The organism is Curtobacterium caseinilyticum, assembly GCF_030363035.1.
Classification (GTDB): Bacteria; Actinomycetota; Actinomycetes; order Actinomycetales; family Microbacteriaceae; genus Curtobacterium; species Curtobacterium caseinilyticum.
Map to the genome: position 1 here is coordinate 37,537 of NZ_JAUCMN010000003.1, position 11,832 is coordinate 49,368.

Here is an 11,832-nt window from a genome sequence, read left to right on the forward strand (position 1 = left end):
GTGACCAGCGCGCTCCTCACGGACCAGTACGAGCTCACCATGGTGGACGCCGCCCTGAAGGACGGCACCGCCGACCGACGGTGCGTGTTCGAGGTGTTCTCCCGCCGCCTGCCCGACGGGCGCCGCTACGGCGTGGCCGCCGGCCTCGGGCGCTTCCTGACGGCACTGGCCGAGTTCCGCTTCGGCGACGACGAGATCGGCTTCCTGCGCGACCGTCGGGTCATCGACGAGGGCACCGCCCGCTGGCTCGCCGACTACCGCTTCACCGGCGACGTCCGCGCCTACCGCGAGGGCGAGGTGTTCTTCCCGAACTCCCCCGTCCTGCAGGTCGAGGGCACCTTCGCCGAGGCCGTCGTCCTCGAGACCCTCGCGCTGAGCGTCTTCAACGCCGACTCCGCCATCGCCGGCGCCGCGGCCCGGATGGTCTCCGCCGCCGACGGCCGCCCCCTCGCCGAGATGGGCTCCCGCCGCACCGGCGAGTGGAACGCCGTGGCCGCCGCCCGCGCCGCCTACATCGCCGGCTTCGGCGCGACGAGCAACCTCGAGGCCGGACGCACGTGGGGCATCCCCACGATGGGGACGGCGGCGCACGCCTTCACGCTGCTGCACGACTCCGAGGAGGCGGCGTTCCGCTCCCAGCTCGACGCCCTCGGCGACGGCACGACGCTGCTCGTGGACACCTACGACATCGAGGCCGCGGTCGAGACCGCCGTCCGGCTGACGAACGGTCGGCTCGGCGCCGTCCGGATCGACAGCGGCGACCTGCCGAGCGTCGTCGCGTCGGTGCGCGCGCAGCTCGACCGCCTCGGCGCCCCGGCGACGAAGATCACCGTCACGAACGACCTCGACGAGTACACGATCGCCGCGCTGCGCGCCGCCCCGGTGGACTCCTACGGCGTCGGCACGAGCGTCGTCTCGGGCTCCGGGCACCCTGCGGCGGGCATGGTGTTCAAGCTCGTCGCCCACCAGACGCCCGCGGGCGACGAGTGGGTGCCGGTCGCGAAGAAGTCCGCGGACAAGGCGTCCACCGGCGGTCGGAAGGAGGCCGGTCGACGCCTCCGCAACGGCATCGCCACGGCGGAGGTCGTCCGCACCTCGGGCCGTGTCGGTCCCGACGAGCGGTCGCTGCTCGTCCCCGTCGTGACGCACGGCGAGGTGGACCCGGTGTTCCTCGGCGTCGCCGGCGTGGAGGCCGCACGCGCGCACCACAAGCGCGCGAAGGCCGAGCTGCCTGCCGACGCCTCGCGCATCGGTCGCGGCGACCCGGCGATCCCGACGCTCGTGGTCTGAGCCGTCCGAGCGGCGGCTCGGGCCGGTGCTACTCGGCCTTCATCTTCTCGTAGATGGCCTTGCAGTCCGGGCACACCGGGAACTTCTCCGGGTCACGGCCGGGCACCCACTTCTTGCCGCACAGCGCCTTGACCGGCTTGCCGGACAACGCCGACTGCAGGATCTTGTCCTTCTTCACGTAGTGCGAGAACCGCTCGTGGTCACCGGGCTCGATCGCCTCTTCCTCGAGGAGCTTCTCGAGCTCGCGGTCCATCACGTCGAGGCCACCGCCGGGTTCCGTCATGCTCATGCGTCAAGGGTACGTCGGAGCGGACGAGGACGCGACGGACGGGAGGCGCGGTGCGGCGCCGCCACGCGCCTGGTGTCCCGTGACGGGCACCGGAGCACGCCCCGGGACGCCGCCACGTGCCTCCCGTCCGTCGGACGCGTCGAGTCGGTCGCGCTGCGCTGCGCTGCGCTGCGACACGGTCGCCCTGCGCTGTGTCGCAGGCGCGGCGCTGCGTCCCTCAGTTGCGCTGCGCTGCGGCGAGCAGGTCGGGACCGTGCCGGTCGAACAGCCGACCGCCGACCACGACGCCCACGACCAGCAGCACCGCACCGACCGCGATGCCGACCACCAGCGTCGCGACGGCCCACGGTGCCGGACCGTCGACGGCGGTGAGCACGGCGAGCCACAGGGCCGGGACGAGCGACACGAGGATGCCCACGATCATCGTGGTCTGCGCGACCGCAGCGGTGCTGCCCGCCGCCTGGGGCTGCTGGAACGGGTGGTCGCCGGGCCGCACGGTCGGGTACGGCAGGAGCACGGACACGACGCTCGACAGCCCGAGGCCCGCCAGGAGCGCACCAGCCGCGACACCGGTCAGCACCGGGAACGCCGTCGGGTCGCCGAACAGTGCTGCCGAGACCGCGGCCCCGGCCACGACCAACGGCAGCCCGACGACGAGCACCGGGACGAGACGACCGAGCCGGTCGCTCCAGCCAGGAGCACCGGAGGCCACGTGCAGCCAGACCGCGGTGTTGTCGTAGGAGACGTCGTTGTGCGGCAGGAACCCGGCGATGACCGCCATGAGCGGGAGCGGCACGAGTGCGGTCCAGTGCCACGGCACGCCGGCGACCCCGAGCGGGAGGACGACGATCGGCACGAACACGAGGACGAGGTACGACGTGCGGTACCGGGGATCGCGCGCCCAGTAGGTCAGCGCACGGGCGGCGACGGCGCCGACGGGGGTGGACCCGAGGCGGTCAAACCAGCCGAGGCCCCGGTAGCGGCGGGTGGCGGTTCGACCGTCGGCGGCCTCGAGCGCACGGCCGACGAGCGCCCACCACGCCCACGCGAGGAGGGCGACGACGACCAGCGCGAGGACGAGCTTCAGGACCCCCTCGGCCACGCGGCCGCTGGCGACGTCGGCGGGCACGGCCCACGCGGCGCCCCACGGGGTCCACCCGGCGACGTCGGCGGCACGGCTGAGCTCCGCGCTGGCGGGGTCGAGCCAGTCCGACCGGAGCAGGAGCGAGACGACCGGCAACCCGAGCACGACGATCACCAGGGCGGCGAGCCACCCGGCGTCGCGCGAGCGCTGCCGCCCGACGAACACGGCACCGACCGCGCAGCCGACGCGGACGAGCAGCGCGCAGGTCGCCACGCCGAGCAGTCCCGCGACCACCGCGAGCACCGCGGTGCCGCCGCTGCGCGACCACGCACCGACCTGCCCGACGGCGACGATCGCAGCTGCGACCACCGGCACGCCGACGAGACCCGCGAGACCGAGCCCGACCGCGAGTCGACGCCGGTCGATCCCGAACACCGCGAACCGTCGCGGGTCGAGCTGGTCGCTGCGGCCGACGACGAGCGGCACCAGGGTGAACGCGACCGAGACGAACGTGCCGACGGGGACCGCGATCGAGCGGGCCACCTCGACCGGGGCCGAGCGGAGGGCGAGCAGCTCGCCGGCCACGAACAGCGCGGCGGCCAGGCCGAGCAGGCTGCCGACCACGACGGCCACCGACCGTCGGGCACCCCCGCGGACCTCGCCCGCGAGCAGGTCGACCCTCAGTCGGAGAAGCTGTGCAACCATTCCATGCTCTCTGCCACGACGCGGCCGCCCGCGAGTTCGACGAACTTGTCCTCGAGGCTCCGGCGCCCGCGGACCTGCGCCATCGTGCCGGACGCGAGGACCTTGCCGCCGACGATGATCGCGACCGAGTCGCAGGTGCGCTGGACGAGCTCCATGGAGTGGCTGGAGAGCACCACCGTCCCGCCGCCGCGCGTGTACCGACGGAGGATCTCGGTGATCGTCGCCGCGCTCACCGGGTCGACGGACTCGAAGGGTTCGTCGAGCACGAGCACGCGGGGCGAGTGGATGAGGGTCGCGGCGAGGGCGATCTTCTTCGCCATGCCGACCGAGTAGTCGGCGACCTGGCGACCGAGGGCCTCGCCCAGTCCGAAGGCCTCGGCGAGGTCGGCACTGCGCTTCCGGGCGGTCGCGCCGTCCAGCCCGCGGAGGGTCGCCGAGTAGTGCAGCAGCTGGCCACCGGTCAGGCGGTCGAAGAGCCGCAGGCGGTCGGGCAGGACGCCGAGGGCGCGCTTGGCGGCGGTCGGGTCGGACCACACGTCGTGGTCGAGCACCGTCACGGAGCCCGCGTCGGGACGCAGCAGCCCGGTGATCATCGACAGGGTCGTGGTCTTGCCGGCGCCGTTCGGACCGACGACACCGAAGATCGAGCCCTGGCGGATCTCGAGGTCGACCTCGTCGGCGGCGAGGGTCTGGCCGTAGCGCTTCACGAGGCCGCTCGCGCGGAGCACCACCGGCTGCTGCGGCTGTGCGGCCTGCGCGGCGGCGGCGGTGGCGGTGGGCTTGCGCTTCGGGGTGCGCTTCCCACCGGTCGGGGCGGCGGCTGGGTCACCAGCGACGCCGGCGGTGGTGGCCGGGTCGCCGCTGGAGCTGCGGTCGACGGACCCTCCAGGCTCGTGCCGGTCGCCTGGGTCCTCGGCGGTGTCGCTCGGCGCCGGCGCGGTGGAGCCGGGGCCGGTCGGCCGCGAGGCCCGTCCCTTGCCCTTGCCCTTGCGCGGCGTCCGGACGACCGCGGCGGCGCTCGCCGTCTCGTCGTCCGTCACCTGGTCACCACTGGAGGCGTCGCGCGCATCCCCGTCCCCCTGGTCGTCGTCGGCTTCGTCCCCGGACGGGTCGTCCGCCTCGGTCAGCCAGGCGGCGTCGGACGTCGCGTACACGTCGTCGTCATCAGCTGCAGCCACCGCCCCACCGTACCAACGCGTTCCGGACGTCCGGGACCGGCCGTCGACAGGGTCACGAAATGAGTACGAAGCGCGCAGCACCGTACCCCGGAGCACGCTCGTTCCGTATCATTCACCAGGACACGACGGAGTGTTCACCACTCGGAAACCTGCTCGGACGGGCGATCCGTGGCCGTTCGTCCCCCTGCATCCGTGTACGGGAAACGCGCGCTCACGGCGGACTCGCACCCGGTGCGAGCACACTCGACGAGGCCCGCCCGTGCCCCACGCGGCGCGCGGGCGGACACCAGAAGGGACCAGCATGACCACGCAGATCGTCATCCTCGCAGCGGGGATGGGCAGCCGGCTCGGCCGCAGCCTGCCGAAGCCGCTGACCGAACTCAGCAACGGCCGCACCATCATGCAGCAGCAGTTCGACAACATCCGCGCGGCGTTCGGCTCGAGCGCGCGCGTCACGATCGTCGTCGGCTACAAGTCGGAGTACATCGTCGAGGCCTTCCCCGAGGCGAACTTCGTCTACAACGAGTCCTACGACTCCACGAACACCTCGAAGAGCCTGCTGCGTGCACTCAAGGCGACCGGCAAGAGCGGCGTCCTCTGGATGAACGGCGACGTGGTCTTCGACCCGCGCGCCCTCGTCCGCGCCGCGGACATGATGGACCAGGACCGGTCGTTCGTCAGCGTCAACACCGAGAAGGTCTCCGACGAGGAGGTCAAGTACACCGTCGACGCGCAGGGCTGCATCAAGGAGCTGTCGAAGCGCGTCGTCGGCGGACTCGGCGAGGCCGTCGGCATCAACTACGTCTCCTCGCAGGACAAGCAGGCGCTCATCCGCCAGCTCGGGCGGGTGGACGACCAGGAGTACTTCGAGGGTGGCATCGAGGCTGCCATCGCCGAGGACGGGCTACGCTGGTCGCCGATCGACATCTCCGACCTGTACGCGGTCGAGATCGACTTCGCCGAGGACCTCGAACGCGCGAACGACCTGTTCGCCTGATCCCTGCAGGGAGTCCCTCGGCGGTTCCGGCCGGAGGGAAGCAGTGACCACAGCGAGTGCGCCGACCGCGCCCGTGTCGACCGCCCCGGCGTCCTCGCGGAGCGCGGTCCGTCGGTACCGGCACGCGCTCTGGTTGCTGACGATGCGCGACCTGCGTGTGCGGTACTCGACGTCGGCGCTCGGCTACGTCTGGTCGATCCTCGACCCGCTCGTGATGTCTGCCATCTACTGGTTCGTCTTCACGCAGGTGTTCCACCGCGGATCCGTCGGTGAGGAACCGTACATCGTCTTCCTCCTGTCGGCGCTGCTGCCGTGGATGTGGTTCACCGGAGCGGTCTCCGACTCGACGCGGGCGTTCATCAAGGAGACCAAGCTCATCCGGTCGACGACGATCCCGCGGAGCATCTGGGTCGCCCGGGTCAACGCCTCGAAGGGCATCGAGTTCCTGCTCAGCCTGCCGGTGCTCGCCGTGTTCGCGGTCGCGACCGGCGCACGGGTGCACTGGGAGCTCGCGCTCTACCCCCTGGCGATCGTGCTCCAGTGCGCGCTCGTGTACGGCCTCGGACTGATCGTCGCGCCGCTCGTCGTGTTCTTCCGCGACCTCGAGCGCGCGGTCAAGCTCGTGCTCCGCTTCCTCTTCTACGCGTCGCCGATCATCTACGGCACGCAAGCGCTGCCCGACCAGCTGCACGACCTCGCCGCGCTGAACCCCCTGAGCGGGATCTTCGGCATCTACCGGTCCGCGTTCTTCCCGGGGCAGCTCGACTGGTTCGAGGTCGCCGTGTCCGTCGTCGTGACCGCCGTGGTGCTCGTCGTGGGGCTCGTCGTGTTCCGCCGGAGCGAGCACCGCGTGCTGAAGGAGCTGTGATGACCGCCACCGACCGGTCCGCGCGTCCGTCGACCGTCGCGCCCGTGATCTCCGTCCGTGACGCCGGCATCCGGTTCAAGCGGAACCGCCGGGCGAGCCGGAGCTTCAAGGACCTGTTCGCGGGCAGCAACCGCCGCAAGCGCGCGGACGAGTTCTGGGCGCTCCGGAACGTGTCGTTCGACGTCCGTCCGGGCGAAGCCATCGGCGTCGTCGGTCGCAACGGGCAGGGCAAGTCGACGCTCCTCAAGCTGGTCGCGCAGGTGATGCTGCCGGACGAGGGCCGGGTGCAGGTGAACGCCGGCGTCGCGCCGCTCATCGAGATCACCGGTGGGTTCGTGGGCGACCTGTCGGTGCGCGACAACGTGTACCTGACCGCCGGCCTGCACGGCATGTCGCGCGCTGAGATCCGCGGCGCCTTCGACGAGATCATCGACTTTGCGGAGATCGGCGACTTCGTCGACACCCCCTACAAGCACCTGTCCAGCGGCATGAAGGTGCGCATCGCCTTCGCGGTGATCTCGCGCCTCGACGAGCCGGTGATCCTGGTCGACGAGGTCCTGGCGGTCGGCGACAAGAGCTTCCGCGAGAAGTGCTACAAGCGCATCGAGGAGCTCCTCGCCGGTGGGCGCACGCTCTTCTTCGTCTCGCACAGCGACAAGGACCTGCGGCGGTTCTGCGACCGCGGGCTGTACCTGGACAAGGGACGCCTGCAGCTCGACGACACCATCGACGCCGCGCTGGCACGGTACGCAGCCGACCACGGCGCCTGAGCGACCCTCCTCCACACCCGGGAGCGCATCCGCCCTCCTCCACAGGACGGCCCCGCCACCGGGTCCCCGGGCCGCCCGACGTCGGCCCCTCCCCCTAGCGTGACCGGCATGCACCACCCACCCACGGCCTACCCAGTCCCGTTCACCGTCGACCGATCCCGGGCACCACGTCGCTACGACCTGACGAACACCGGTCCCGAACCACTCCACGCGATCTCGCTCACGCACCTCGGCAGCGGCTACTGCCCGCCGCTGGCGGTCAACCAGCTCGACCCGGGGCGGTCGCTGTCCATCGCGGTCTTCGGCGCGGACCCGGAGCAGACCGGGATCGTCGTCGTCCGCTGGCGGCGGCCGGACCGGTCCGAGTACCTCTGGCGGATGTCGCTCGTCGGCGACCGCCTGGTCGGGCTCGCCTCGTGACCGGCCGCGCCCGGTCAGTGCTCGCCGCGCTCCGCGGCGACCTCGTCCCAGCGGGCCAGCAGCCGCTCGACCGCGGCGTGCAGTCGGGCCGTGGCGGCGCCGGGGGTGGTGTCGCCGAAGTACCGCTGCACCCAGTGCCGCAGCTTGGCGAGCTCCTCGGCGTCGTTGGCCGCGGCGTCGACCCGCGCCACGACGTCGACCGCGTCGTCGGCGAGCAGCCAGTTCGCGTCGCCCAGGTAGCCACGCTCGTCGACGTCGGCGTCGGGCGACACCGGCCGGGTCACGACGAGGGGCTTCCCCACTGCCAACCGGTCGTAGATCATCGCGCTGATGTCGGTGATGGCGACGTCGGCGTCCGCCAGCTGCCAGCCGAGCTCCGGGCCGTCGTCGTGCACGTGGTGCGCGCCCGGGTCGGCGGCGTTCGCAGCGGTGATCGCCGCGACGATGCGCTCGTGCGCGGCCCGGTACGCCGGGTCGAGCACGCCGCTCCGCGGGTGCGGGCGGTAGACGAGCCGGTGCCGGGGCGATGCGAGCAGGCGTTCCGCGATCGTCACGCCGTGCGACGCGATCGAGCCGTAGGCCGCTGCGGCGCGGTCGCCCTCCCACGTCGGGGCGTAGAGCACGACGGTGCGGCCGTCCGCGGGGTACGGCACCGCGCCGGCGAAGTGGTCGGCCTGCGGACGGCCGATCGCGATCGTGCGGGCGTCCACGTCGTAGTCCCACAGCGCGGCGGCGAGCCGGTCCCGGGCCGCGTCCCCGGCGATCAGGGCGTAGTCGTACGCCTTGAACTGGTTCGTGGTCATGTACATCTTGTCGCTCTCGCCGTGGTTGACGAAGACGTGCCACATGCGCCCGTACCGCATCATCTGGAAGTTGCGGGCGTTCTGGTTGACGTACAGGACGATCTTGGGCGCCTGCTCCTCGACGAACCGCTCGAGGTCGACCACCTGGCGCGCGTAGACGACGGGCACGGGCGACTCGTCGAGCAGCGTGGTCATGGTCCCGGGGCTTCGCGAGACGATCGCCACCGGGTGCTGGGTGGCGAGTTCGGCGAGGGGCGCGTACCACTGGCGCACCTGGTACATGTTCACCGGGCCGTCCGCGAAGTACACCGCGATCTCGACCGAGCGAGGGGCGAGCGGCGGCACGCCGGGCAACCGTCGGGCCAGGTCACGTCGACTCCGACGCGACACCAGCAGGCGGCGGGCGAGGCGGATCGCGGTCCGGACGTCCTTGGTGATCGGCATGGTGGTCCTCAGGCTACGGGCGGGGATCTGTGCGGTCCGAGCGGTGGGACCGCGGAGTCCGACGGGACGGGGGTCGGGATGACTGACGGCGTCACGGCCTGGTCAGACGACGGGTGGACGTCCGGCCAGGGACATCCGACCGATGGTCAACCAGCTCATGGGCCGGGTCGGTCCGCAGTCCGCGGTCCAGCCCTCGCGGACCCCGGCGAACCAGGTCCGCAGTCGGAGCGGGTGCCGCCACCAGCGGGCCAGCTGGATCGCTGCCCACGACCCGACGTAGAGCGGACGGAGCACCCCGGGCAGGTTGCGTCGCGCGAGGAACACCCGGTTCCTGGCGTTCAGGCGGATGTACTCCGTGTGCCGCGCAGGGTCGATCGCGGGGTGGTGGGCGACCAGCTCACCGGCGTACCAGGCTCGGCGTCCGGCGTCCCACACGCGCCACGCGAGCTCGATGCCCTCGTGCGCGTAGAAGTACGGGGCTCCCCAGCCACCGACCGCACGGTAGACGTCCGTCGGCAGGACGACGGCGCCCTCCCAGACCGAGAACACCGGCGACGAGTCCGTCGGCGACCCCTTGCGGATGCGGGGTACCCAGCGGCGGGGGTTGGCAGCGCCGGTCGGGTCGACGACGCGCGGCTGCACCAGCCCGAGCGACGGGTCGCGCTCGAACAGCGCCACGGCATCGCGCAGGAAGGTCGGCGACGGGATCGACGCGTCGTCGTCCAGGAAGAACACGAAGTCGCCCTCGACGACGTCGGCACCGGCGTTCCGTCCGGCCGGGATCCCACGGTTCTCGGGCAGTGCCAGCGCGCGGACGCCGTCGGGCAGCCCGGTGGGCTCCCACCCGTTCCCGACGCACACGACGTCGAGCTCGACGCCCTGCTGCGCGAGCACGCTGTCGAGCCCGCGGCGGAGGTCGTCCGGCCGGGTGCCCTGCGACAGGCTCACGACGCCGATGCGCGGCCGCTCGCGGTGCGGTACGGCGTTGCGCCGAGCGGTGCCGGGCGTCACGCGCGGACCCGCTTCGACGAGATGATGGCGACGAAGTGCCCCGCGGTCGCCAGCACGGCGAGCGGCAGCAGCGCGCCGACCAGGACCCGGTCGGCGAGCGGGTGACCGATCACCAGCGCCACCAGGGCGAAGACGAAGGCCAGGATCGACAGCTCGACGGAGTGGTACAGGCGGTGGAACGGCAGGAACCGTGCCGCGCGTCGCAGTGTGGCGAGACGCCGGCCGGACGGCACCGTCCCGGCGTCACGACGGTCGACGAGCTTGTCGAGCCCGGCGTTCGCACGGGCGACGTGCACCATGTCGTTCAGCGCCTTGTTGAGCACGATCACCAGGCCGAGCGCGCATCCGATCGTCGTCCACATCCAGTCGCCGCCGTGGATCGGCCAGGTCGCCGCCCGGACGCCGAGCGCGATCGGGATGAGTCCCTCGGTCGTGTAGTGCCCGACCTTGTCGAGGAACACGCCCGCGGGCGACCGCGTGCCGCGCCACCGCGCGACCTCGCCGTCGGAGCAGTCCACGAGCATCTGCAGCTGCCCCAGCACGAGCGCGAGCAGCGCACCCCAGATGCCGGGGATGAGCAGCGCGCCGGCGACGCTCCACCCGACCAGGATCATGAGCCCGGTCACCTGGTTCGCCGACACCCGCGTCTTCAGGAGCACCCAGGTCAGGTACGGCGAGACGTCGCGCAGGTACAGCGACGCCGTCCAGTGCTCGGCGTTCGCCCGCGAACGGACCTCGTCGGGCTGGGCGACCGCGCGGAGTTCGGCGATCGAGGTCGGGCGGGCGGAGCCGCGGCCGGAGGTGTCGTCGATCAAGGGGTCAGGTCACCGTCCCGTGTGCGTGGTCAGCTCGGAGGTCCGGGTCAGGAACCCGATGATGAACCCGACACCCCAGCCGACGTGGATGCAGGGCAGCACCACGATCAACCAGAGCAGGGTCGGCAGGTCGGAACGCCGCGCCACGAGGACGGCGCCGACCACGACGAAGACGAGGTAGACCGCGGGCACGACGAAGCCGAGCAGGGCCCACGCGACCGGGGAGCCCAGTGCGGCGCCGACGACCCCGACGAGCCCGGCGACGACACCGAGCGCCATCGCGGCGACCATCGCGGGCGGCACGAAGTAGCGCAGGCCGTTGTTCGCGGGGAAGCGGCGGGCGAGCTCACCGCGCCAGAGGCCGGTGGCGACGAACTGCCGGACCAACCGGCGCAGGCTCGGCCGTGGGCGGTACGTGACGACGAGCTCCGGCGTGAACCACACCGTGCCGCCGGTCTGCCGCAGGCGCCGGTTGAGCTCCCAGTCCTGACCGCGCTTGATGCCCTCGTCGAACAGGCCGACCTCGAACAGGCGGTCCCGTCGGAACACGCCCAGGTACGCGGTCTCGGCCGGACCGGCCTTGCCACCGACGTGGTGCGGGGTGCCACCGAGCCCGACCCGGCTGCCGTACGCCAGTGCCACCGCACGTTCGAACGGCGTCCGGCCCTCGGCGCGCATGATGCCGCCGACGTTGTCCGCACCCGACTCCAGGAGCACCCGGACGGCGATCCGCGTGTAGTCCGGCGGCAGCACGGAGTGCGCGTCCACACGCACGACCACCGGGTGCACCGACGCCCTGATGGCGACGTTGAGCCCCGCGGGGGTGGACCCCACCGGGTTCTCGATGGCCCGGATGCGCGGGTCGGCGGCGCTCATCTCGGCGACGAGCTCGTTCGTGCCGTCGATCGACGGGCCGAGCGCGAGGATCACCTCGAACGGGCCGGCGTAGTCCTGCTCGAGCAGGCTCGCGACCGCGGCACGGACCTCGGTGACCTCGTTGAGCACCGGCATCACGTACGAGACCCCGGGCAGGGGCTGTCCGTCTGTCTGCATGCGGTCCTCGGGGTCGGGGATGGTGCGCGGGGCGCACCGCGGACGGTACCGCCCCGGAGAGCAGGCACGAGCCTATCAAGGGGCCGGGGCACCCACTTGCGCCCG

12 protein-coding genes are annotated in these 11,832 nt (G+C 72.2%); 5 read left to right on the top strand and 7 right to left on the bottom strand.

The features are described from left to right. Complete coding sequence (locus QUG93_RS05175) at positions 1–1,290, top strand: nicotinate phosphoribosyltransferase (RefSeq protein WP_289472702.1); 1,290 nt, start codon at positions 1–3, stop codon at positions 1,288–1,290. Positions 1,291–1,318: 28 nt separating this feature from the next. Here the strand turns inward: QUG93_RS05175 and QUG93_RS05180 are convergent, their stop codons facing one another. The 3 genes from QUG93_RS05180 to QUG93_RS05190 all read right to left on the bottom strand — a co-directional run bounded on the left by QUG93_RS05180 (position 1,319) and on the right by QUG93_RS05190 (position 4,546). Then, positions 1,319–1,579, bottom strand: a complete 261-nt coding sequence (locus tag QUG93_RS05180; protein ID WP_111228526.1) for a DUF3039 domain-containing protein — start codon at positions 1,577–1,579, stop codon at positions 1,319–1,321. 217 nt (positions 1,580–1,796) lie between these two features. Continuing rightward, positions 1,797–3,368: an ABC transporter permease gene (locus tag QUG93_RS05185; RefSeq protein ID WP_289472707.1), complete on the bottom strand. Its 1,572-nt coding sequence runs from the start codon at positions 3,366–3,368 to the stop codon at positions 1,797–1,799. After that, a complete protein-coding gene (locus QUG93_RS05190; RefSeq protein ID WP_289472709.1) occupies positions 3,344–4,546 on the bottom strand; it encodes an ABC transporter ATP-binding protein in 1,203 nt (400 codons plus the stop codon). The genes QUG93_RS05185 and QUG93_RS05190 overlap by 25 nt, the downstream gene beginning before the upstream one ends. Positions 4,547–4,847: 301 nt before the next feature. Here QUG93_RS05190 and QUG93_RS05195 point away from each other — a divergent pair, with 301 nt between their 5' ends. The 4 genes from QUG93_RS05195 (at position 4,848) to QUG93_RS05210 (ending at position 7,601) form a co-directional block, all read left to right on the top strand. Further along, positions 4,848–5,543 carry a phosphocholine cytidylyltransferase family protein gene (locus tag QUG93_RS05195; protein WP_289472711.1) on the top strand — a complete coding sequence of 232 codons (696 nt, stop codon included), beginning with the start codon at positions 4,848–4,850 and terminating at the stop codon, positions 5,541–5,543. 43 nt (positions 5,544–5,586) lie between these two features. Then, entirely contained in the window at positions 5,587–6,411 is an 825-nt protein-coding gene (locus QUG93_RS05200; protein ID WP_289472712.1) for an ABC transporter permease, read from the top strand. Continuing rightward, positions 6,411–7,181 carry an ABC transporter ATP-binding protein gene (locus QUG93_RS05205; RefSeq protein WP_289472714.1) on the top strand — a complete coding sequence of 257 codons (771 nt, stop codon included), beginning with the start codon at positions 6,411–6,413 and terminating at the stop codon, positions 7,179–7,181. Before QUG93_RS05200 ends, QUG93_RS05205 begins: the two co-directional genes overlap by 1 nt. A 108-nt stretch (positions 7,182–7,289) precedes the next feature. Then, entirely contained in the window at positions 7,290–7,601 is a 312-nt protein-coding gene (locus QUG93_RS05210; protein ID WP_289472716.1) for a hypothetical protein, read from the top strand. A gap of 14 nt (positions 7,602–7,615) precedes the next feature. On the opposite strand, the gene QUG93_RS05215 is transcribed toward QUG93_RS05210, so the two are convergent. The 4 genes from QUG93_RS05215 to QUG93_RS05230 form a co-directional block, all read right to left on the bottom strand. Next, entirely contained in the window at positions 7,616–8,848 is a 1,233-nt protein-coding gene (locus QUG93_RS05215; RefSeq protein WP_289472718.1) for a CDP-glycerol glycerophosphotransferase family protein, read from the bottom strand. Positions 8,849–8,950: 102 nt separating this feature from the next. Continuing rightward, on the bottom strand, positions 8,951–9,859 hold the full coding sequence (locus tag QUG93_RS05220; protein ID WP_289472721.1) for a glycosyltransferase family 2 protein: 909 nt from the start codon (positions 9,857–9,859) through the stop codon (positions 8,951–8,953). Beyond that, positions 9,856–10,674 carry a CDP-alcohol phosphatidyltransferase family protein gene (locus QUG93_RS05225; RefSeq protein WP_289472723.1) on the bottom strand — a complete coding sequence of 273 codons (819 nt, stop codon included), beginning with the start codon at positions 10,672–10,674 and terminating at the stop codon, positions 9,856–9,858. The genes QUG93_RS05220 and QUG93_RS05225 overlap by 4 nt, the downstream gene beginning before the upstream one ends. Positions 10,675–10,683: 9 nt before the next feature. Next, the gene (locus tag QUG93_RS05230) at positions 10,684–11,727 is read right to left on the bottom strand and encodes a glycosyltransferase family 2 protein (protein ID WP_289472725.1); all 1,044 of its coding nucleotides are present in this window, start codon (positions 11,725–11,727) and stop codon (positions 10,684–10,686) included. Between the last annotated feature and the right edge of the window lie 105 nt (positions 11,728–11,832).